Annotated in this window: 20 protein-coding genes; 2 read left to right on the forward strand and 18 right to left on the reverse strand. The window is 54.5% G+C overall.

Annotated features, from left to right (window positions below; genetic code table 11):
- Positions 1-16 precede the first annotated feature (16 nt).
- From menF to LH23_RS21130, 4 genes are all read right to left on the reverse strand, one after another.
- Positions 17-1,318 (reverse strand): isochorismate synthase MenF, encoded by a 1,302-nt coding sequence (menF, locus tag LH23_RS21115; RefSeq protein ID WP_039295514.1) that lies wholly within the window; start codon positions 1,316-1,318, stop codon positions 17-19.
- Positions 1,319-1,429: 111 nt separating this feature from the next.
- A complete protein-coding gene (elaB, locus tag LH23_RS21120; RefSeq protein WP_039295516.1) occupies positions 1,430-1,726 on the reverse strand; it encodes a stress response protein ElaB in 297 nt (98 codons plus the stop codon).
- Between the two features lie 49 nt (positions 1,727-1,775).
- Positions 1,776-2,243: a GNAT family N-acetyltransferase gene (locus LH23_RS21125; protein ID WP_039295518.1), complete on the reverse strand. Its 468-nt coding sequence runs from the start codon at positions 2,241-2,243 to the stop codon at positions 1,776-1,778.
- A gap of 36 nt (positions 2,244-2,279) precedes the next feature.
- Positions 2,280-3,137 (reverse strand): NmrA family NAD(P)-binding protein, encoded by an 858-nt coding sequence (locus LH23_RS21130; RefSeq protein ID WP_039295519.1) that lies wholly within the window; start codon positions 3,135-3,137, stop codon positions 2,280-2,282.
- Between the two features lie 113 nt (positions 3,138-3,250).
- Here LH23_RS21130 and LH23_RS21135 point away from each other — a divergent pair, with 113 nt between their 5' ends.
- Positions 3,251-4,153 carry a LysR family transcriptional regulator gene (locus LH23_RS21135; protein WP_039295521.1) on the forward strand — a complete coding sequence of 301 codons (903 nt, stop codon included), beginning with the start codon at positions 3,251-3,253 and terminating at the stop codon, positions 4,151-4,153.
- A 55-nt stretch (positions 4,154-4,208) separates the two neighbouring features.
- On the opposite strand, the gene nuoN is transcribed toward LH23_RS21135, so the two are convergent.
- The 14 genes from nuoN to lrhA all read right to left on the reverse strand — a co-directional run bounded on the left by nuoN (position 4,209) and on the right by lrhA (position 20,900).
- Complete coding sequence (nuoN, locus tag LH23_RS21140) at positions 4,209-5,666, reverse strand: NADH-quinone oxidoreductase subunit NuoN (RefSeq protein ID WP_039295523.1); 1,458 nt, start codon at positions 5,664-5,666, stop codon at positions 4,209-4,211.
- 6 nt (positions 5,667-5,672) lie between these two features.
- Positions 5,673-7,202: an NADH-quinone oxidoreductase subunit M gene (gene nuoM, locus LH23_RS21145; protein WP_039295525.1), complete on the reverse strand. Its 1,530-nt coding sequence runs from the start codon at positions 7,200-7,202 to the stop codon at positions 5,673-5,675.
- Between the two features lie 121 nt (positions 7,203-7,323).
- Complete coding sequence (nuoL, locus tag LH23_RS21150; RefSeq protein WP_039295527.1) at positions 7,324-9,165, reverse strand: NADH-quinone oxidoreductase subunit L; 1,842 nt, start codon at positions 9,163-9,165, stop codon at positions 7,324-7,326.
- Positions 9,162-9,464, reverse strand: coding sequence for an NADH-quinone oxidoreductase subunit NuoK (gene nuoK, locus LH23_RS21155; RefSeq protein WP_008459783.1), 303 nt, complete (start codon positions 9,462-9,464; stop codon positions 9,162-9,164). Before nuoK ends, nuoL begins: the two co-directional genes overlap by 4 nt.
- On the reverse strand, positions 9,461-10,018 hold the full coding sequence (gene nuoJ, locus LH23_RS21160) for an NADH-quinone oxidoreductase subunit J (RefSeq protein WP_008459782.1): 558 nt from the start codon (positions 10,016-10,018) through the stop codon (positions 9,461-9,463). The genes nuoK and nuoJ overlap by 4 nt, the downstream gene beginning before the upstream one ends.
- Before the next feature lie 10 nt (positions 10,019-10,028).
- Positions 10,029-10,571 (reverse strand): NADH-quinone oxidoreductase subunit NuoI, encoded by a 543-nt coding sequence (gene nuoI, locus LH23_RS21165; RefSeq protein ID WP_008459780.1) that lies wholly within the window; start codon positions 10,569-10,571, stop codon positions 10,029-10,031.
- Between the two features lie 14 nt (positions 10,572-10,585).
- Complete coding sequence (gene nuoH, locus LH23_RS21170; RefSeq protein ID WP_008459779.1) at positions 10,586-11,563, reverse strand: NADH-quinone oxidoreductase subunit NuoH; 978 nt, start codon at positions 11,561-11,563, stop codon at positions 10,586-10,588.
- Entirely contained in the window at positions 11,560-14,283 is a 2,724-nt protein-coding gene (gene nuoG / locus LH23_RS21175; protein WP_039297064.1) for an NADH-quinone oxidoreductase subunit NuoG, read from the reverse strand. The genes nuoH and nuoG overlap by 4 nt, the downstream gene beginning before the upstream one ends.
- Before the next feature lie 169 nt (positions 14,284-14,452).
- Complete coding sequence (nuoF, locus tag LH23_RS21180) at positions 14,453-15,799, reverse strand: NADH-quinone oxidoreductase subunit NuoF (protein ID WP_039295529.1); 1,347 nt, start codon at positions 15,797-15,799, stop codon at positions 14,453-14,455.
- On the reverse strand, positions 15,796-16,296 hold the full coding sequence (gene nuoE, locus LH23_RS21185) for an NADH-quinone oxidoreductase subunit NuoE (protein WP_008459776.1): 501 nt from the start codon (positions 16,294-16,296) through the stop codon (positions 15,796-15,798). The genes nuoF and nuoE overlap by 4 nt, the downstream gene beginning before the upstream one ends.
- Positions 16,297-16,298: 2 nt before the next feature.
- Positions 16,299-18,110: an NADH-quinone oxidoreductase subunit C/D gene (nuoC, locus tag LH23_RS21190; RefSeq protein ID WP_008459775.1), complete on the reverse strand. Its 1,812-nt coding sequence runs from the start codon at positions 18,108-18,110 to the stop codon at positions 16,299-16,301.
- Positions 18,111-18,196: 86 nt separating this feature from the next.
- Complete coding sequence (nuoB, locus tag LH23_RS21195; RefSeq protein WP_008459774.1) at positions 18,197-18,871, reverse strand: NADH-quinone oxidoreductase subunit NuoB; 675 nt, start codon at positions 18,869-18,871, stop codon at positions 18,197-18,199.
- A gap of 15 nt (positions 18,872-18,886) precedes the next feature.
- Positions 18,887-19,333: an NADH-quinone oxidoreductase subunit NuoA gene (nuoA, locus tag LH23_RS21200; RefSeq protein ID WP_039295532.1), complete on the reverse strand. Its 447-nt coding sequence runs from the start codon at positions 19,331-19,333 to the stop codon at positions 18,887-18,889.
- A 631-nt stretch (positions 19,334-19,964) separates the two neighbouring features.
- Entirely contained in the window at positions 19,965-20,900 is a 936-nt protein-coding gene (gene lrhA, locus LH23_RS21205) for a transcriptional regulator LrhA (protein ID WP_039295534.1), read from the reverse strand.
- A 1,001-nt stretch (positions 20,901-21,901) separates the two neighbouring features.
- On the opposite strand from lrhA, the gene alaA reads away from it, so the two are divergent.
- On the forward strand, positions 21,902-23,116 hold the full coding sequence (gene alaA, locus LH23_RS21210) for an alanine transaminase AlaA (RefSeq protein WP_008459770.1): 1,215 nt from the start codon (positions 21,902-21,904) through the stop codon (positions 23,114-23,116).
- The last annotated feature ends 59 nt before the right edge of the window (positions 23,117-23,175 follow it).

Below are 23,175 nucleotides of genomic sequence, written 5' to 3' on the forward strand. Positions count from 1 at the left end.
GTCGTGAATAGCTTATTCAGTTATCACTGCCGATCAGCAACGTCTTCAAACCGGCCGCTTTATTTTCAATTTCCTGCCACTCTTCTGCGGCAACCGAGCCGGCGACAATGCCCGCCCCGGCATAAAGGCGAACGCCGGTATGGCTCACTTTTGCCGAGCGCAGGGCCACACAAAACTCCGTTTGATGGCGGGACAGATAACCCGCCGAACCGGCGTACCATTCACGCTCAAAAGGCTCGTTCTCGGCAATAAATTCCCGAGCCAGCTCACGCGGTAACCCCGCCACGGCGGCGGTGGGCTGCAGCTGTTTAAGGCAAAGCGCATCGTCCTGACGCTTGAGCTGCGTCCAGATGCAGCGACGCAAATGCTGAACTTTGCGCAGCCGCATAACCTGCGGCGGCAGCACATCCAGTGCACCAACCGCAGCCTGCAAGCGCTGGCAGATATCTTCGACCACCAGCATATTTTCGCGCTGGTTTTTGTCATCTTTTAGCAGCCATTGGCCTAGTTTAGCGGCCTGAGCATCATCAGGATGGTTTGCCACCGTTCCGGCCAGAGCTTCCGTTCGCAGCGCATCGTCGATTCTTCGCCACAGGCGCTCCGGGCTGGAGCCAAGAAAGGCATTTTTCGCATCAAACGCCATCAGGAAATGGTAGCAGTTCAGGTTAATCCGGCGGCTGGCGGCCATAAACCCTGCGGCAGAAACCGGGGAGGAGAACGCCAGATCGGTGGCTCGGGCGAGCACGACTTTATCCAGCGCTTTCTGGCTGATGGCGCTGACCACCTGATCCACCAGACGGTGCCATTCAGGCTGCTCCGGCAGATGGGTTTCACCGAGGCATTTGAGATTGAGCTGCGGGAGCAATTTCGCCGGCAGGAGTTGCTCAATAAACGCGGCAGCCGCTATCGCATCCTGCTTCAGTGAAGTTTCGCTGTACAGATGCAGCCAAAGAAACGCCTCCCCGCCTACACGCCGCCATTCCAGGCGGGAGAGAAACAGAAAACCGTGGGACGGATCGAAGGCATTTAATCCCCAGACGCGCAGAAAAGGTTGTTCCGGGTGGGACTGCAGAAAAGTCTGGGCATCTTCCAGCGCAGAAAAACGCAATAATGCGCCCAACGCAGCAACTTCTTCGTTACCGTTGCGCTGCTGCCAGTAAAATTGGGGATACCGTGACTGGGCCGTGAGCCAGGCGAGAGGATCGGAGGCGTCACTCAGCGTGACCGGCACACACAGGCGCTGAAGGCCCGGCTTATCCGCAAATTCCCCTGCTAATTCCTGCTGCATTTGCTGCAGTGCGACGGCTACTGAATTCACGTTTACCTCACGCTCCGTAAAAACCCCTGATTATACGTGGTCGTTACCACAAAAAAAAATCCTACCCAGGGGGTAAGATTCTTTATTTGCCATTTGCAGGCGCGGTCAAGATTATCGGCGGAGCAAAAGCCCAATCACCAGTCCGACGGCAGCGCCAATGCCAATACCCTGCCAGGGCTTTTCATGCACATAATCATCGGCACGGTAGACCGCTTTTTTGGTGCGGTAATAGTAAGTGTCGGAAGCATTGCTGATACGCGCTTTGACCTCATTCAGCGCCTGTTCGGCCTTTTCCTTTAGCTCAATGTACTTCTGGTCCGCCGGGTCGCCGGAGGCGCAAAGCACTTCTTCAAGCGTGTCGCTCAAGAGCGCAAGGTCATCATCGAGACGAGATTCATACGGTTGCATCACTGTTCTCCGTGTTAAAAAATTTCTCGTCCGCTAACTATAGACAACATCAACAGGTTTCGCCCGCCTTGCTGTTGGCCATCCCAATATGGGGGATGCCATCTTCGTCATACACTTCGGTGACCGGTTGGAAACCAAACTGGGCATAAAAAGCCTGCAAATGCGCCTGAGCGCCCAGGTAAATTGCACGGTCAGGCCACTGGCGCTGGCAGGCCGCAAGCGCCTGGGTCATGAGCTGTTGCCCAAGCTTTTCGCCGCGTACCGACGCATCGACAATAACCCGGCCAATCACCACCGGCTCCAGCTCGTTATCACTTTTAAGGATGCGGGCATAGGCAATCAGTTTGCCGTCCCGCCAGCCCAGGATATGGCGGTTCTCCCCCACCAAATCCTCGCCATCAACATCCAGATACGCACAGCGCTGCTCGACAATAAAGACTTCGCAGCGCAGGGCCAAAAGAGCATAGAGATCGGTGGCGCTCAGTTCAGAATGGTGTAAATCCTGCCAGTTAAGCATTGAAAAACTCCTTTTGATTCAGGCGCCACCTGCGGGTTACTGGTGCCGCTCAAGCAACTGTTTTAGCACAGTTTCCAGAGGCGTGGCACCTTTCACCGTGTCGCCGGTGAAATCAATCCAGCCTTCGTTAAAGCCGTCCAACATCCTCATGCGTGGGAGCGGGTTTTTCATGCCCTGAGCAAGGAAATCTGCCTCCCAGTTTTCACGCGGAACGGCTTTTACCGTTACCGGCCGCCCCAGAACTTGAGAGAACGCTTCGGCTGCCAGCTGCGGGCTGTAGCGCTGCGGGCCTTCCAGCTCCACAATGCGGGTTCCTGGTTCTGGCTGAGTCAATAATTCGGCGGCAAGCTGGCCAATATCGACGGTAGCAATCATCGGGATAACACGCTCCAGCGGCTGCAGATGGCTGTAGATAGTCCCGGTCTCTTTGGCACTTTCCACGTCCCAGAGGAAGTTCTCCATAAACCAGCCCGCGCGGAGGAACACGACGGAATCACAAACATCCGTGAGCTCTTTTTCCATCAACCCCAGAGCATTCAGCAGGTTTGGCTGCGTGGCCTGCGCCCCAATGGTGGAAAGACAGACCACGTGCTGCGGGCGCACAGTAAGCAATGCATGTCTGATGGCCGCGATATGGGCTCTTGGTTCAGCCATATTCCCTGAAGGATCGAATACCGGCGGCAGCAGGATAAAGACCGCTTCGGCCCCAGTGAAAGCTTTTGCCAGCGCTTCGCCATCGTGCATTTCAGCCAGCGCAACACCTGCGCCCTGCTGTGCCCAGGGTTGTCCCTTAGCTTCAGAGCGGACGATGGCCCGAATCTCATGTCCTTGAGCAAGCAATGCTTCTGCCAGTGCGCCGCCAACTTGTCCGGTAATACCTGTAATTGCGAACATAATGTTTCTCCAGTTTGAGATCCCACCACAGGGTGTGGACGGCATTATGCGGATGCAGCTATGTTGTATCGATAGCACCATAGACAATTCACTGATGACTGCGGAGCACTAATATGATTTTCAACGATCGGACCTTTGATGGTCTGTCCGTTTTTACCGCCGTAGTGGAAAGCGGCACGTTTGCCGCCGCCGCGGAAGTGATCAATATGTCCCCACCCGGGGTCAGCCGGGCAATTGCCAGACTGGAGAAACGCCTCGGTATCCGCCTTTTCGACCGCACCACCCGCGCGGTGGCATTAACCGTAGAAGGCAAAGAGTTTTACCGCCAGATCCTGCCGCTGCTGGCTGCGCTGGAGGACGTGACCAGTTCCGCATCGCTCTCAACGAAGGCTATTACCGGCAGACTTCGGGTCAACATCGATCCGTTCTTCTCCAGCCTGATCCTGGGGCCGCAACTGGAAACGTTTATGTCCCGCTATCCCGATCTTGAACTGGATCTGGTAACCAGCGATCGGCTGGGGGATATGATTGGCGATGGTTTCGATCTCGCCATTCGCTTTGGCGTGCCTCGGAATAGCACGCTGGTGGCTCGCAAGCTGCTGGAAACGCGCATCATGACGGTTGCCACCCCCGCCTATCTGGCACGACACGGAAGGCCTGAAACACCGCAAGCGTTATTGGGGCATACCTGCATTCATTTCCGCGATCCGGAAACCGGCAGGCCGTTTGAATGGGAGTTTCATCGCAAAGGAGAAGTGATCAAAGTCCCGGTCAGCGGACGCCTGACGCTGAATGATGCCCGTACTTTGCACGAAGCCTGCCTGAGCGGGCACGCGATTGCCCAGATGATGACGTTTGGCTCCGGCGATTTGGTAAAGAAAGGACAGCTGGTAGATTTGTTTCCCGACTGGCCGGACGAGCGCTTCCCGCTTTATGCTTACTACCCTTCACGCATCAATCCCGCCGCACGCACCCGCTGTTTTCTGGATTTTATCCTTGAACTGGCCAAAAGCTAGGCCCATAAAAAAACCGCCAGCAAGTGGCGGTTTTTGAACGGTTTTGTTAACCCGATTACATCAGCGGCTGCGCTAACTGCACCAGGCTGATAAGCGGCTGCGGATAAACACCCAGCAGCAGCACCAACAGGGCGGAGATCAGCACCACCACGCCGCCCGCAGTCAGCGCCCAGTTAGATGGGGTGTCGCGGTTAAGCTGCTGAGGCGCACTCAGATACAGGCTCACGGTCACACGCAGGTAGTAGTACAGGCCGATGGCGCTGCCCAGAACCACTGCGCCGGTCAGCCACCACAGGTGAGCCTGAACGCCCACGGCAATGATGTAGAACTTACCAATGAAGCCCAGGGTCATTGGGATACCCGCCAGGGAAAGCATCATCACGGTCATCACCGCAGAAAGCACCGGCTTGTGCCAGAACAGACCACGGTAGGAGAACAGCGAGTCGGCATCCGGGCCACGATACGGGCTGGACATCAGGCTAACTACGCCGAACGCGCCCAGGCTGCTGAACAGGTAAGCGGCCAGATAAACCCCTACCGCTTCCATCGACATGTTACCGGTTTGCAGCGCAATCAGCGCCACCAGCAGGTAGCCAAGGTGAGCGATTGACGAATAACCCAGCAGACGCTTGATGTTGGACTGGTTCAGCGCCATCAGGTTACCGAACAGGATTGACGCGAAGGCGATAATTCCCAGCACGACGCGTACTGCTTCGCTGTTACCCACTGGTGCGTAGAGGAACAGACGCATCACCACGCCAAAGATAGCGATTTTGCTGGCGGTTGCCAGGAAGGTGGAAACCGGAGCAGGTGCGCCCTGGTATACGTCTGGCGTCCACAGGTGGAACGGCACCAGAGAGAGCTTGAAGCCAAGACCAACAATCATCAGGCCCAGACCCGCCAACAGCAGAGGTTCGTGCAGCATGTTATCCGCCAGGCTCTTGCCGAGGCTAACAAACGACAGGCTACCGGAATCAGCGTATACCAGCGCCATACCGAACAGCAGGAAGGACGAAGCCGCCGCTGACAGAATGGTGTACTTGATGCTTGCTTCCAAAGAACGCTTCTGGCGGAAGGCGTAGCCAACCAGGCCGAACAGCGGCAGAGAGATCAGCTCAATGCCGAGGAACAGCGCCGCGAGGTGGTTCGCATTAGCCAGCAGAATACCGCCCAGGGCAGCAATCAGAACCAGCAGATAGAACTCTTCGCGGTTGTCGGTATAGCCCTGCAGCCACGGATAAGCAAAGGTACAGGTTGCCAGGCTCGCCAGCAGCACCAGCCCGGTGTAAAGCATGGCGTAGCCGTCAACGCGCATCAGTGGGGTGACATCCATCGCCCCTGCCTGACCGACAAACCACAGTGAAATCAGCGCGGCGTTAAGGCCGATAACCGACAGCGTAGCATTCAGAAAATGGTCGCGTCGCCACGCAATGGAGAGCATCACAACCACCACCGTCAATCCGACGATCAACAGCGGTAGCAGCGCGATCAAATGTTGAGGAGTTATTGTCATGGCGAATTACGGCCTTGTAGTAGAAAGTGAACTGGTAAACCACTGCTGAATATTGCTCATCGCAGAATGCGAGGTATCCAGAATCGGCTGCGGGAAGAAGCCCAGCAGAACTAACAGCACCACCAGCAACAGAATGATAAAGAACTCGCGCATGGACATGCCAGGCAGTTGTTTATCGCTGATTTCGCTCTTAGCTTTCCCGAAGTAAGCACGGTGCAGCATCGCCAGGGAGTAAACAGAGGCAAAGACCAGACCGAAGGTTGAAATCACGGTAATGACCGGCACAACGTGGAAGCTGCCGAACAGGATCATGAATTCACCGACGAAGTTACCGGTCCCTGGCATACCCAGCGTGGCAACAGCGAAGAACATCGACAGACCCGGCAGCCATTTAATTTTGTTCCACAGGCCGCCCATCATGCGCATGTCACGCGTGTGCAGACGCTCATAAAGCTGACCGCAGATGATGAACATACCCGCTGCGGACAGACCGTGAGCGATCATCTGAATCACCGCGCCCTGGTAAGCCAGCTGGTTGCCGGTGTAGATAGCAATCAGCACGAAGCCCATGTGGGAAACGGAGGTATAAGCAATCAGGCGTTTAATGTCGGTCTGTGCAAAGGCCATCCACGCGCCGTAGAAGATGCCGATGACACCCAGCCACATGGCGATTGGTGCAAACTCAGCGGACGCTTCAGGGAACAGCGGCAAAGAGAAACGCAGCAGGCCGTAGGCCGCGGTTTTCAGCAAGATACCCGCGAGGTCAACGGAACCCGCCGTTGGTGCCTGGGAGTGCGCATCCGGCAGCCAACCGTGAAGAGGAACCACCGGCATTTTTACCGCGAAAGCGATAAAGAAGCCCAGCATCAGCAGCCACTGTACGCCGTGGGACATAGGCGTTTTCAGCAGCAGCTCATAGTTGAAGGTCCATACGCCGGTCGCATTGTAGTGCACAAACACCAGACCCAGGATAGCAATCAACATCACCAGGCCGCTTGCCTGGGTATAGATGAAGAACTTGGTTGCAGCGGTAATACGCGTCTTCCCGTCGGAGGCTTTGTGGCCCCACAGCGCAATCAGGAAGTACATCGGCACCAGCATCATTTCCCAGAAGAAGAAGAACAGGAACATGTCGATGGCAAGGAACACACCGATAACGCCACCGAGGATCCACATCAGGTTGAGGTGGAAGAAGCCCTGATATTTTTCGATTTCATTCCAGGAACAGAGTACCGCCAGCACGCCGAGCAGGCCGGTCAGTACCACCATCAGCAGCGACAGACCGTCGAGCGCCAGGTGAATATTAATGCCAAAACGTGGGATCCATTTCAGAATGAATTCTGACTGCCACTGCGGCAAACCCGCCGACTGCGTCAGAGAATAGCCACCCTGCAACCACAATTGCAGAGACAGTGCCAGTGTCAGCCCCATGGTGATCAGCGCAATCCAGCGTGGCACTTTCACGCCGAAGCGTTCGGTCTGCCAGCAGAAGAAGCCGCCGATAAAGGGGATTAGTATTAGCCAGGGTAATAGCATGGCGTTTGAGTCCCTAAGTCAAAATAATTCTTAAACATCGCTCACTTCCCAGCGCCAGAGGAGGTTTTATACCTCGCTCCGACCCTCTCTCTCGCGAGAGAGGGGGATGGAAGAAATCCTGTTAACGCAGAACCAGAAGCAGGCCGAGAACCACAACGGCACCGATGCTCATGGACGCAACATACCAGCGCAGGTAACCGTTCTCGCTCACCAGCAGACCGCGGCCTGCGAAGCGGGAGAGAATTGCCGGAATGTTCATCAAAGCATTCAGCGGGTCACGGCGCAGCAGCCACGCAATACCGAGGAACGGCTTGACGAAAATCATGTCGTACAGCCAGTCGAAGCCCCAGGCATTGAACCACCAGGTACCGAAGAAACGCCCCAGTGCGCTGTTCGCAAGCGATGTCACCAGAGTACGTTTGCCCAGCCACAGGAAGGCGGCAATCAGGATACCGGCAATGGCGACGACGCCGGAGATGATCTCCAGGGTCAGCACGCTGCCGTGCGCAAGTTCAGTGGTTTCCGGCAGGACGCCGCGCAGCGGTGGCACAATCATTGCGCCAACGAAGGTGGACAGCACCAGCAGAACAACCAGCGGCAGGTGGTGGGTAATCCCCTTCCCTGCGTGAGCGTGAATTTTTTCTTCACCGTGGAACGTAATGAAAATCATGCGGAAGGTGTAGAGCGAGGTCATAAACGCCCCGACCAGGCCCGCAACCATCAGGTTGATGTGGCCGTTCGCCATCGCACCGGCAAGAATTTCATCTTTACTGAAGAAGCCTGCGGTAATCAGCGGCAGAGCGGACAGCGCCGCGCCCCCAACCAGGAAGCAGACATATACCAGCGGAATGGACTTACGAAGACCACCCATTTTGAAGATATTTTGTTCGTGATGGCACGCCAGAATCACCGAACCGGATGACAGGAACAGCAGCGCTTTAAAGAACGCGTGGGTCATCAGGTGGAAGATTGCCGCATCCCACGCCTGCACGCCCAGCGCCAGGAACATGTAGCCAATCTGGCTCATGGTGGAGTAAGCGAGTACGCGTTTGATGTCAGTCTGTACCAGCGCGGCAAAGCCTGCCAGCACCAGCGTAACGGCACCAACGATACCGACCAGATGCAGAATTTCCGGGGTCATCAGGAACAGACCATGGGTACGGGCAATCAGATAGACGCCCGCGGTAACCATGGTGGCCGCGTGAATCAGCGCAGAAACCGGGGTTGGACCCGCCATCGCATCCGCAAGCCATGTTTGCAGCGGAAGCTGTGCAGATTTACCGACCGCACCGCCTAACAGCATCAGGGTTGCCCAGGTCAGCATCTGGTTACCGGCAGCGAAGTGCTGCGGTGCCAGCTCGACCATTTCGCGGAAGTTCAGCGTGCCCAGTTCGTTGTAGAGGATGAACAGGCCGAAGGCCAGGAACACGTCCCCAACACGAGTCACCACGAACGCTTTCATTGCCGCCGCGTTGTTCTTCGGATCGGTGTAATAGAAGCCGATCAGCAGGTAAGAACAGAGGCCCACACCTTCCCAACCGAGGTACATCAACAGCAGGTTGTCGGCAAGGACCAGAACCACCATGCTGGCGATGAACAGGTTGGTGTAGGCGAAGAAGCGGGAGTAACCCTCTTCACCGCGCATGTACCAGGAAGCGAACATGTGGATCAGGAAGCCGACGCCAGTAACCACAGAAAGCATGGTCAGGGACAGGCCGTCCAGCACCAGGTTGAAGCCGATGTTAAAATCACCGACCGCCATCCAGGTCCACAGCGGCTGAGTGAACGCCTGCTGCCCGTTGTTAAAGAAATCAACCCCGGCAATGGCGGTGACAACCGCCGCCAGACCTACAGAGCCCATCCCGATGGTGGCAGATAGGTTTTCTGACCAGCGGCCGCGGGAAAATGCCAACAGTAAAAAGCCAATCAATGGCAGAACAATGGTTAACCAGAGAAGGTTCATCCACGCATCTCACTTACTGAATCGATATTCAGATTCTGGCGACGACGATGGAGCTGCAGTAACAGCGCGAGGCCAATACTGGCTTCGGCAGCAGCTAAGCTAATCGCGAGTATATACATCACCTGACCGTCAGCCTGGCCCCAGTAGCTGCCGGCAACCACGAAGGCCAGCGCGGCGGCATTAATCATCACTTCCAGGCTGATCAGCATGAACAGCAGGTTGCGACGGATGACCAGACCGGTCAGTCCCAGCACGAACAGAATGGCGGCGAGGATCAGTCCATGTTGCAGCGGGATCATACGTTCTCCTCCGTTTTTCTTCTCACGGCCATGTCAGCAGGGCGATTGCTCAACACCTCACCGGCACGGTCTTCACGACCCAGGTGGAACGCAACGACCAGGCCCGCCAGCAGCAGCATGGAGGCCAGCTCCACCGCCAGAACGTAAGGCCCGAACAGCGCGATACCGACCTGCTTAGCATCGATGGAAGTGCCATCAATACCCTGGTCGTTAACGGTGCGGATGGCGTAAATCAGAACCACCAACAGAACTGCAGACAGGACGCCAGGCCCGATCCACAGTTGCGGCTTCAGCCACTCGCGCTCCTGCTGCTGAACCGCGTTACCGAGGTTAAGCATCATCACCACGAAGACGAACAGCACCATGATAGCCCCGGCGTACACGATGATCTCCAGCGCACCGGCGAAGTATGCCCCGAGGGAGAAAAACACCCCGGAGATCGCCAGCAGCGAGATGATCAGGTACAGCAGCGCATGCACCGGATTGGTGTGAGTAATCGTCCGAAGGGTCGTCAGGACGGCCACAATGGCGCAGATATAAAAAGCGAATTCCATTCCTGACTCCTTAAGGTAACAGGCCTTTGACGTCGATAGGCTTGGCTTCGTTTTCCGCTTCGCCCTTATCTTTGCCGTCGATTGCCATACCTGCCATCCGGTAGAAGTTATATTCCGGGTATTTGCCCGGACCGGAGATCAGCAGATCCTCTTTCTCGTACACCAGATCCTGGCGCTTGTACTCACCCAGTTCGAAGTCCGGGGTAAGCTGAATCGCGGTGGTTGGGCACGCTTCTTCACACAGGCCACAGAAGATGCAGCGTGAGAAGTTGATGCGGAAGAACTCCGGATACCAACGACCGTCTTTCATCTCGGCTTTCTGCAGAGAAATACAGCCTACCGGGCAGGCTACCGCACACAGGTTACAGGCAACGCAGCGCTCTTCACCGTCCGGGTCGCGCGTCAGTACGATACGGCCACGGTAGCGCGGCGGCAGATACACTGGTTCTTCCGGATACATGCGGGTTTCGCGTTTGGCGAAAGCGTGCATGCCGATCATCCAGATACTGCGTACCTGGGTGCCGAAACCAACCACTAACTCTTTCAATGTCATGGTTTTTTCACCCCTTATGGTGCCTGGTAAAGAATGACCGCGGCGGTCACCAGCAAGTTGATAAGCGTCAGCGGCAGGCAAACTTTCCAGCCGAAGGACATCACCTGGTCATAACGCGGACGAGGCAGTGCGGCGCGAATCAAAATGAACATCATCATGAAGAACGCGGTTTTCAGCGCGAACCAGATGAACGGTGGTAACCACGGGCCATGCCAGCCACCAAAGAACAGCGTCACGATCAGTGCAGAAACGGTGACGATGCCGATGTATTCCCCGACGAAGAACAGACCGAACTTCATACCGGAATATTCGATGTGATAACCATCGGCCAGTTCCTGCTCGGCTTCCGGTTGGTCAAACGGGTGACGGTGGCAAACCGCAACGCCGGCAATCGCGAAGGTCACGAAGCCGAAGAACTGCGGAATGATGTTCCACAGATGTGCCTGGTTGTTGACGATGTCGGCCATATTAAAGGAACCGGCCTGCGCCACCACGCCCATCAGGGAAAGCCCCAGGAACACTTCATAACTCAGGGTCTGCGCAGAAGCACGCATCGCACCAAGCAGGGAGTATTTGTTATTACTGGACCAGCCAGCGAACAGCACGGCGTACACCGCCAGGCCAGCCAGCATCAGGAAGAACAGGATCCCAATGTTAAGGTCTGCAACCACCCAGCTTGGACTGACCGGCACAATAGCAAAGGCCAGCAGCAGCGAGGTGAACGCGATCATTGGTGCAAGCGTAAAGATTACGCGGTCAGAAAACTTAGGGATCCAGTCCTCTTTAAAGAACATCTTGATCATGTCCGCAACCAGCTGGAGCGAACCACCCCAGCCTACGCGGTTCGGTCCGTAGCGGTTCTGGAACAGACCGAGCAGGCGACGTTCGCCGAAGCTCATGAATGCCCCACAGGTCACCACGACCAGCAGAATGACAACCGCTTTGAGGATGCTCAGCAGAATGTCGATAACTTCCGGTGTCAGCCAGCTCATTGCGCAGCCTCCTGCAGATTTTCAAGACGAGCACCGGCAAGCACTGGCGCAATTCCCGGCATCCCCATCGGCAGACCAACCTGCCCTGCAACCAGACCTTCGGACAGCTGGAGTGGCAGACTCAGCGTCTGGCCTTCGTAGCTGAAGGAGATCAGGCTTCCGGCGTTAACGCCAAGCTTCGCGGCATCGGCCGGGTTCAACTTGATGTAAGGCTCAACCATACGCTTCTGGAACACTGGAGAACGCTGGGACATCTCGTCGCTACCAAACAGGTGGTAGTACGGCGCGATACGCCATTTGCCCTCTTCCGCATGGAAGGTATCCGGCACGGAAGTGAAGTAGTCCAGACCCGTTTCAGAAGCTTCGATCAGACGTACGCCAGGATCGCCATGGCGCAGATGACCGCCCACTTCAGCCTGGAATTTGTTCCATGCCTGCGGGGAGTTCCAGCCTGGTGCCCAGGCAAACGGAATCTGCTGACGGTCGGCTAGCGGACTGTTGTTCCCTTCCATAGAGAAGGCAAACATCGTGTCTTTATCCTGCGGCTGACGCGGTTCGTGCACGCTGATATTGGCGCGCATGGCGGTGCGTCCGCTCGAACGGATAGGAGAACGGGACAGTTTCTGGCCTTTAATACGGAAGGAAGCATCCGGCGCGGCATCTTTGATACCGGCCAGTTGAGGCAATACCTTCACGCAGGCGTCAATCACATGGTCAAGCTGCGTCCAGTCAACGTCACGGCTTTGCACGGTACTGTGCAGGGAGTGCAGCCAGCGCCAGCTTTCGAACATCGTCACGCTGGTGTCGTAGTAAGCCGGGTCATAAACCTGGAAGAAACGCTGGGCGCGACCTTCGTTGTTAATCACCGTGCCGTCGCTTTCTGCAAAGCTTGCCGCGGAAAGCACCAGGTGCGCTTTGTCCATGATGGCCGTACGCTGATGGTCAATAACCATTACCAGAGGGGCTTTGCTCAGAGCCGCATCTACGCGGGCAGCGGAAGCATGGCGATGGAGGTCGTTTTCCAGCACCACTACCGCATCGGCAGCGCCGCTTTCCAGCTCGCTCAGGGCCTCTTCCAGAGAACCGCCGCCAATCATGCCGAGGCCAACGCTGTTAACCGCGCGAGCAATCATGGTCACGCCGACGTCTGCGCCACGGCCTTTCAGCGCTTTAGCCACGTTGGCTGCAGCCTGAATCACCGCTTCACTACCGGCATTCGTCCCGGAAACAATCAGCGGTTTCTTCGCACCGGCCAGCGCCTGCACGATAACGTCCACTTTGTTTTTCAGGTCACGATCCAGTTCAACCGCCGGAGAATTGCTGTCCAGTGCATTGGCAATCGCAAAACCAAGACGAGCCTGATCTTCAACCGGCGCACGGTAAGTCCATGCGGCGATATCGTCCAGGCGGGTACTGTCCACGTTGGTCACAAACAGCGGATGTTTAGCATTCTGACCGATGTTCAGGATTGCGGCGATCTGCCAGTCAGCCACTTTCTGAGCCGCTGCCATTTCACGCGCTTTCCCTTTCACTGCCTGGCGAATGGCCAGAGCAGCACGAGCGCCGGTCTGGGTAACATCTTCACCCAGGATCAACACCGCATCGTAAGATTCGATTTCACGCAGCGCAGGGGTGTGAATGCCGCTGTCACGCAGTACTTTCAGCATCAGTTGCAGGCGAGCCTGCTCACCTGCTGCAATGCCGGTGTAGAAGTTTTCGGCGCCAACCAGCTCGCGCAGAGCAAAGTTGCTTTCCACGCTCGCGCGCGGAGAACCGATGCCGATCACTTTCTTCGACTGGCGCAGGATATCCGCCGCACCCTGCATTGCCTGTTCGGCGTTCAGGGTAATGAGGTCATCGCCACGGCGCTGAATTGGCTGACGCGGACGGTCTTTCAGGTTCACATAGCCATAACCGAAACGACCGCGGTCGCACAGGAAGTAGTGGTTCACGGTGCCGTTGTAGCGGTTTTCGATACGACGCAGTTCGCCGTAACGTTCACCCGGGCTGGTGTTACAGCCCAGCGAGCACTGCTGGCAGATGCTCGGTGCGAACTGCATATCCCACTTACGGTTGTAGCGTTCGGAGTGCGTTTTGTCGGTGAATACGCCGGTCGGGCAAATCTCTACCAGGTTACCGGAGAACTCGCTTTCCAGCGTGCCGTCTTCCGGGCGACCGAAGTAGACGTTGTCGTGCGCGCCGTAAACGCCCAGATCTTTACCGTCTGCATAGTCTTTGTAGTAACGAACACAGCGGTAACAGGCGATACAGCGGTTCATTTCGTGAGAGATGAACGGACCGAGATCCTGATTGCGGTGAGTACGCTTGGTAAAGCGGTAGCGACGGAAGCTATGACCGGTCATCACGGTCATATCCTGCAGGTGGCAGTTACCGCCCTCTTCACAGACCGGACAGTCGTGCGGGTGGTTAGTCATCAACCATTCCACTACGCTTTCGCGGAACTGTTTCGCTTCGCCATCATCAATAGAGATGAAGGTCCCGTCGGAGGCCGGTGTCATACAGGACATCACCAGGCGACCGCGAGTGTCTTCCGCGTTCTGATATTGCTTCACCGCACACTGGCGGCAAGCACCGACGCTGCCCAGCGCCGGATGCCAGCAAAAATAAGGAATATCAAGACCGAGGGAGAGACAAGCTTCCAGCAAGTTGTCTGCTCCGTTGACCTCGTATTCTTTGCCGTCTACATGAATCGTAGCCATAGTCAGCATGCTTCCAGTTGGCCTGAATAACTTCAGGCGTTAATCAAAAATTCTTGTGCGAACCACCTTCGCCCTCACCCCGGCCCTCTCCCCCAGGAGAGGGGGAAAATCACCGGTCTATCCCCTCTCCCTCAGGGAGAGGGTTAGGGTGAGGGTGAAAAGCTGTCTATCACCAGCGCGTTTTTAACAGGTTCGGCTGAATACCATTAATGGCACGCAGATTTCCGTAATCCTGTTTGGCAATGCCTGCTTCGAATTCGTCGCGGAAATATTTAATCGCACTCTGCAATGGCTCAACGGCACCCGGCGCGTGGGCACAGAAGGTTTTACCTGGACCCAGATGGCGGCAAAGCTGCTCCAGGGTTTCGATATCCCCCGGCTGTCCTTCGCCACGCTCAAGCGCGCGCAGGATTTTTACGCTCCACGGCAGACCATCGCGGCACGGTGTACACCAGCCGCATGATTCACGGGCAAAGAACTCTTCCAGGTTACGCACCAGCGGCACCATACCGATCTCATGGTCTACCGCCATTGCCAGCGCCGTACCGAGACGGCTGCCTGCTTTACCAATACTTTCAAATTCCATCGGCAGGTCGAGGTGTGCTTCCGTCAGGAAGTCGGTCCCCGCCCCGCCCGGCTGCCAGGCTTTAAACTTCAGTCCATCACGCATGCCGCCGGCGTATTCTTCCAGGATCTCACGGGCGGTTGTGCCGAAAGGCAGTTCCCAGACGCCAGGATTTTTCACACGACCAGAGAAGCCCATCAGCTTGGTGCCGGCATCTTTACTCATGCCGCCGCCAATGCCCTGATACCACTCCACGCCGTTCGCCAGAATCGCCGGGACGTTACACAGGGTTTCGACGTTGTTTACACAGGTCGGTTTACCCCAAACGCCGCTTGATGCCGGGAACGGTGGCTTAGAACGTGGGTTCGCGCGGCGGCCTTCCAGGGAGTTAATCAGTGCAGTTTCTTCCCCGCAGATATAACGCCCGGCGCCGGTGTGTACGATAAGCTCGAAGTCAAAACCGGAACCCAGAATGTTTTTACCCAGCAGGCCCGCTTCGGTGGCTTCAGCGATTGCGCGGCGCAAATGCGCGGCCGCTTCAATGTACTCGCCGCGCAGGAAGATGTAGCCGCGGTAAGCTTTGAGTGCAAAAGCGGAAATCAGCATGCCTTCCACCAGCAGGTGCGGCAGCTGTTCCATCAGCAGGCGGTCTTTGTAGGTGCCCGGTTCCATTTCATCGGCGTTACACAGCAGGTAACGGATGTTCATGGATTCGTCTTTCGGCATCAGGCTCCACTTCAAACCGGTGGAAAAGCCTGCACCGCCGCGCCCTTTCAGGCCAGCGTCTTTAACCGCAGTCACGATTTCATCCGGTGCCATGCCGGTCAGCGCTTTACGCGCGCCTTCATAGCCGTTTTTGCTACGGTATTCGTCAAGCCAGACCGGCTGTTTGTCATCGCGCAGACGCCAGGTCAGCGGATGGGTTTCGGCAGTACGAATAATCGTCTTCATTTATACTGCTCCAGCAAGTCAGGGATGGCTTCCGGCGTCAGATGACTGTGAGTGTCCTCATCAATCATCATGGTCGGCCCCTTGTCGCAGTTCCCGAGGCAGCAGGTTGGCAGCAGGGTAAAGCGACCGTCAAACGTAGTCTGGCCCGGCTTAATGTTCAGTTTGGCTTCGATAGCAGACTGAATGCCCTGGTAGCCGGTGATATGGCAAACCACGCTGTCGCAGTAGCGAATCACGTGGCGGCCAACCGGCTGGCGGAAGATTTGGCTATAGAAAGTGGCCACACCTTCTACGTCACTTGCCGGGATACCCAGCACGTCAGCAATCGCGTAGATGGCACCATCTGGCACCCAGCCGCGCTGTTTCTGGACGATTTTCAGCGCTTCGATAGAGGCTGCACGGGCATCTTCGTAGTGGTGTTTCTCGTGCTCAATCGCCTCACGCTCTGCCGCACTCAGCTCAAAAGCTTCAGCCTGGTTTTGTTGGTTATCGTGCATAGTTAGCGATCCACATCAGACATTACAAAATCGATACTACCCAGATAGACAATCAGGTCAGAAACCAGGCTGCCGCGGATCGCCGCCGGAATTTGCTGCAGGTGCGCAAAGCTCGGAGTGCGAATACGGGTACGGTAGCTCATGGTGCTAGCGTCACTGGTCAGGTAGTAACTGTTAATCCCTTTCGTTGCCTCAATCATCTGGAAGGATTCATTGGCCGGCATGACCGGGCCCCAGGAAACCTGCAGGAAGTGAGTGATCAGGGTTTCGATATGCTGCAGCGTGCGCTCTTTCGGCGGCGGCGTGGTCAGCGGGTGATCCGCTTTGAACGGGCCAGCTGGCATATTTTTCAGGCACTGCTCAAGGATGCGCAGGCTCTGGCGAAGTTCTTCAACTTTCAACATAACGCGGGTGTAGCAGTCGCTGATGCCGCCGCCAACCGGGACTTCGAAGTCAAAGTTCTGGTAGCCGGAGTAAGGGCGAGCTTTACGCACGTCGAAGTCAATACCGGTGGCGCGCAGGCCAGCACCTGTGGTGCCCCACTCCAGCGCTTCTTTCGCGGTATAGGCTGCAACGCCCTGAGAACGGCCTTTCAGAATGGTGTTGCGCAGCGCGGCTTTCTCATAAGAATCCAGGCGCTTCGGCATCCACTCGAGGAATTCTTTCAGCAGGCGTTCCCAGCCCTTCGGCAGGTCGTGTGCAACGCCGCCGATACGGAACCAGGCCGGGTGCATACGGAAACCGGTAATCGCTTCCACCAGATCGTAGATTTTCTGACGATCGGTAAAGGCGAAGAAGACCGGCGTCATGGCGCCCACGTCCTGAATAAAGGTGGAAATGTACAGCAGGTGGCTGTTGATACGGAATAGCTCAGAGAGCATCACGCGGATAACTTCAACGCGCTCCGGCACGACGATGCCAGCCAGCTTTTCAACCGCCAGCACGTAAGGCATTTCGTTCACGCAGCCGCCGAGGTACTCGATACGGTCGGTATACGGAATGTAGCTGTGCCAGGACTGACGCTCACCCATTTTCTCAGCCCCACGGTGGTGGTAGCCGATATCCGGCACGCAGTCGACGATCTCTTCGCCGTCCAGCTGCAGGATGATACGGAAAGCACCGTGTGCGGAGGGGTGGTTCGGCCCCAGGTTCAGGAACATGAAGTCTTCATGCTCGCTGCTGCGCTTCATGCCCCACTCTTCAGGCTTGAAGGTCAGCGCCTCCATTTCCAGATCTTCTTTCTGTTTAGTCAGGATAAACGGATCGAATTCGGTGGCGCGTGCCGGGTAGTCTTTACGCAGCGGGTGGCCTTCCCAGGTCGGCGGCATCATGATGCGCGTCAGGTGCGGGTGACCATTAAAGGTGATGCCAAACATCTCCCAGGTTTCACGCTCGTACCAGTTGGCGTTCGGGAAGAGTTTTGTCAGCGTCGGCAGGTTAAGATCGTTTTCAGACAACGCCACCTTGAGCATGATATCGCGATTGCGTTCAATGGAAATCAGGTGGTAGAAAACGGAAAAATCCGCAGCCGGTAAACCGTTGCGGTGTGTGCGGAGACGCTCATCCATGCCATGCAGGTCGAACAGCATAACGTAGGGTTTTGGTGATTTCTTGAGGAAATCGACCACTTCCAGTAACTGTTCGCGCTTAACCCAAACGACGGGCACCCCGGTGCGGGTTGGCTGAACGGTAAAGGCATCCGGCCCAAAACGGTTACGCAATTCGCCAATGACCGGATCATCCAGGTGATCCCTTGTCTGCCAGGCTGGCATAGCGGCGTCTTGCGCGGTTAAATCGGTCATAGTTCTCACCATTGCAAATGGTTCTGTGGTGACTGCGCTCAGTGCCTTTGCTTTTATAGTATTGATATACAAAGACGCTTACTGACCGCAGGCGCTAATTAAATCTCGTCCGGCGTCCGCAGATTGGTTACCGCGATACGCTCGCCGCGCTTACGCTCGCGCTCGGACTGCATGTTGGCGCGATAAACGCCCTGATCGCCAACAACCCACGACAGCGGGCGACGCTCTTTTCCGATAGACTCTTGCAGCAGCATCAGCGCCTGCATGTAGGCTTCCGGACGAGGTGGGCAACCAGGGATGTAAACATCAACCGGGATAAATTTATCGACACCCTGCACAACGGAATAGATGTCGTACATGCCGCCAGAGTTAGCGCAGGCACCCATGGAAATCACCCATTTAGGTTCCAGCATCTGATCGTAGAGGCGCTGAATTACCGGAGCCATTTTGGTGAAGCAGGTACCGGCTACTACCATCAGGTCAGCCTGACGAGGAGAAGCACGTAAAACTTCTGCACCGAAACGCGCCACGTCATGTACAGCGGTAAACGAGGTCACCATCTCTACATAGCAGCAAGAAAGGCCAAAGTTGTATGGCCAGATTGAGTTTTTACGACCCCAGTTCACCACGTCGTGCATGGCATGCTCGAGCTTGCCCATGTAAACGCTGCGGTTGATCTCTTGTTCGAGGGGATCGGTTACGATCTCCTGCTTTTGCAGGGGATAACGGTCATTCTCACCGTTGGGGTCTATGCGGGTGAGCGTATAGTCCATCTTATTGCCTCGCTTTTACTGCGTATGACGGTTAGTGAGACTGTCTGTTTCCGGGTTGATTTTCTCGCGACGCGAACGCGCAGGAGTCCAATCCAGAGCGCCAATACGCACCAGATAAACCAGACCAGCCAGTAGCACTAAAATGAAAATTGCGGCCTCGACGAAGCCAATCCAGCCGCTTTCACGGATAGAAGTTGACCACGCGTAGAGATACAAGGCTTCCACGTCAAAGATAACGAAGAACATGGCGACCAGGTAAAACTTGGCGGAGAGACGTAGACGCGCCGTACCAACGGAGTCGATGCCCGACTCGAAGGGGGTGTTTTTGTGCCGTGCCTTAGCTCTTCCGCCAAGGAACCAGCCCCCGACAAGCATCAAACAGCACAGGCCAATGGCGACAATAAGAAAGACAGCGAACGCCCAGTGATGAGCGATAACTTCAGTGGATGTTGACATACTCATTGCTTACTCATCAAAAGTGGCGCCAAAGTCTCTGCTCTTGTTGGCAGATGAACGCCACATCGATTCATGGGGAGGAACAATCAACCGTACAATAACTACCGGAAATAATGCGTAGGCAGCCAATTGATGGGGTTTTTTACTCCTTTCTATAACCTTTTGTCAACTTTAACAAAAGTATCCACACATTAATTTACACCGACAGCAATTCATTAACATTTAATGCGTTAAAACTCATCAACACTCGCGTAAAGACCAGATTTAGATGAGGGTGAATCGTGTCCGTTCCGTGTGAAAAGATAAACAGCCCCTATATTTTGGCAGGAAATCTCAACTATTCCTCCCCCCAAGAGGGAGTATTTTCTTGATCTGAGACACGCTTTTGTTAATCCACTTCAAAAAGAAGCAACATTGTTATGTGTTTTTTAACATTAGTCCGTCTTTAATCGAAATTATTGCTTATAAAACGAACAAAAACAGACACACAGCCAACACATTGAATTTGTTATAAAAGATGAGCAACCTCGCGATTCCATGAAAATCAGGTATAAAAAATGGGCCGTTGGCGTAAAAAAAACCACCAATGGCCCATTTTTCATCTTTAATATTTTGTTACGAACTAGTCGACCTGCTGCTACTCAAAATCCCCTTCGACCAGCAGCGTGTCGTCCCCTTCACTTCCCGCCGTGTTATAGCGGTAAGGGTTCTCTGGCGTCGCCAGCGCACTGAAAATAGCCTGCGCCAGCTCATTACCGCTTTCAGGGTTTTTACACAGCAGATAGCGAGTTTCAGGTAGAACTGGCAGCCCTTCTGACGCCCCCAGAACACGAAGTTCCGGACTCATCATCTCAACCGGCCTGGCCGTGACGCCTAACCCAGCTTTTACGGCTGCACGTACTGCAGCAAGCGTGGAGGCAACATAAGAAATACGCCATGGCGTCTGGCTGGCATCAAGATGTTCGAGCATCATATCGCGGTACGGGCTTGGATCGTCCAGCATAACCAGCGGCAGTGCTTCCCCACTTTGAAAGACATAATCTGCAGCACAGTACCAAAGCGTAGGTGAAGTCCGCAGAACAATGGCATCAAAGTTAGAAGGGTTTGAGGTGGTTACTACCAGATCGACCTCATGCTGATTAAGCATTTCGATCATGAATGGATTGCGTTTGACCCGAACATCCAGCGCCAGCTTGGGATATACCGAACTGATACGGTTTAACAGGAACGGCAAGATGGTATCTGCCGTTTCATCAGAGGCACCAAGGGTAAGCGAGCCTTGCAGGTTGTTAAACATCAGTGAAGAGCACGCTTCATCATTGAAGCGAAGGATTTTACGCGCATAGCCCAGCAGTTGAATGCCGTGCTCGGTGAGCAGTTTATTACGGCCGTGTCGGGCAAAAAGCTCTTTCCCGACTAATTGCTCAAGGCGCTGCATCTGTTGGCTTACAGCGGATTGAGTACGGCACACTGCCGCTGCCGCGGCCGCAAAGGTATTGAGATCGGCTACCGCAACGAATGTCCTCAGCAGATCGAGGTCGAGGTTCAGTATCGGACGATTTGCGTTAATCATAATTTATTCACTAATAGGTTGCTCTTTCGAGTCTGCCCTGGTTGTATTGCTATGATTTATCAAAGAGATAAAGCAATTCCTTTTACCGAATGTCTCCGGTAGTCTTGGCCGCATACGTTAGCGACGCTTCTGTTTGTTATTTTTGTATTCCCCGGCATGTCACAATTATCAGAAACACGCCCTAACGGGATATTATGCAGGTCAGGATAAGAAAAAACTCACTCACTCATCCTACCAGTCAGCTATTTTAAACCTGAGTTATAAAGGTAAATCAGCTCCGAAAAACGACTTTTAATAAGCTTTTATATGATTATTTAACGGGCTGGAGTACAGCGGCAGGCTTAAACCGACCAACACACACAACCAGTTGAATAATAATAAAAATATTTTAATTGGCCGACTTGACCACGCCGTTAGCGCAGCCATTGGCACCCAAAACCTACCATTTTTCGTAGCCCATCTTACAGTAAAACATGATGTTTTATAACACTTATTACGAATTATCTGATCTTATTCTCTTTTTGTGGTTTCCACCTTGTTGATTATTTACAGCGTTTTTTGAAGTCAGCCACAGACTATAATAAAAGACACTTAATTATTGCCGAGGTATTTATCTATTACATTAACCAATCTTTTGATATACATCTCTTTAACTACCTTTTCATTAATTTCTTAATGTTCCCGGCATGAATATTAATTTTTCCTTATGTTTGGCGACAACACATTTACATCCACAGAACCTCTCGCTTAGTACAGCGTGTCAAGCAGAGAGTAATATTACATCAAAACAATAATGTAGATTTTTAATCTAACATAAAATAAAAAATAAGATTATTTAACCATAAAAACTTTAAAGATCGCATTGCAGCTTATACATTCTGCTACAGAGATAAATTACGTTTCTTAAAGTCTCATCCTTCAAATCTTGCTGCAGCAGGAGTACATTGTGGCGGTGCGCTTCCACGGCAGGACGCGAAATTAACAACAAAGGTCGAAGCTTCATGTCCCCCATCGAAAAATCCAGCAAACTTGATAATGTCTGTTATGACATCCGTGGCCCGGTACTCAAAGAGGCAAAACGCCTTGAAGAAGAAGGCAACAAAGTGCTTAAACTCAACATCGGTAACCCCGCGCCGTTCGGTTTCGAAGCGCCGGATGAGATCCTTGTTGATGTGATCCGTAATCTTCCGACAGCCCAGGGATATTGCGACTCCAAAGGGCTATTCTCTGCCCGTAAAGCCATCATGCAGCACTATCAGGCGCGCGGGATGCGGGATGTCACTACGGAAGATATCTATATTGGGAACGGTGTTTCCGAGCTGATCGTTCAGTCTATGCAGGCGCTGCTAAACAGCGGGGATGAAATGCTGGTTCCCGCGCCGGATTACCCGCTTTGGACAGCGGCCGTTTCTTTGTCCAGTGGCAAAGCCGTGCATTACCTGTGTGACGAAAGTTCAGACTGGTTCCCGGATCTCGACGATATCCGCGCTAAAATCACTCCGCGCACGCGTGGCATTGTGATTATTAACCCAAACAACCCTACCGGCGCCGTTTACTCGAAAGAACTGCTGCTAGAGATTGTAGAAATTGCGCGCCAGCATAACCTGATCATCTTTGCCGATGAGATCTACGACAAGATTCTCTATGACGATGCCGAGCATCACTCGATCGCAGCCCTGGCACCGGATCTGCTGACCATTACCTTCAACGGTCTGTCAAAAACCTACCGTGTTGCCGGTTTCCGTCAGGGCTGGATGGTGCTTAACGGGCCGAAGAAACACGCGAAAGGCTATATAGAAGGCCTGGAAATGTTGGCCTCAATGCGCCTGTGCGCCAACGTCCCTGCCCAACATGCTATTCAGACAGCGCTGGGGGGATACCAAAGCATTAGCGAGTTTATCGTGCCGGGTGGCCGTCTATACGAACAGCGTAACCGTGCCTGGGAACTGATCAACGAAATCCCTGGCGTCTCCTGCGTTAAGCCGCGTGGGGCGTTGTATATGTTCCCGAAAATTGACGCAAAGCGTTTTAATATCCATGACGACCAGAAAATGGTGCTGGACTTCCTGCTGCAGGAAAAGGTGCTGCTGGTTCAGGGCACAGCATTTAACTGGCCGTGGCCGGATCACGTGCGTATTGTGACTCTGCCGCGCATTGATGACCTTGAAATGTCGATAGCCAAGCTGGGCCGCTTCCTCGGTCATTATCATCAGTAAGCCGTTCGGGGGGCATTTGCAATGTCCCCCTTCTCCCCTCACAATGACGTCACCGAGTT

It is taken from the genome of Cedecea neteri (genome assembly GCF_000758305.1).
GTDB classification, from domain to species: Bacteria; Pseudomonadota; Gammaproteobacteria; order Enterobacterales; family Enterobacteriaceae; genus Cedecea; species Cedecea neteri_C.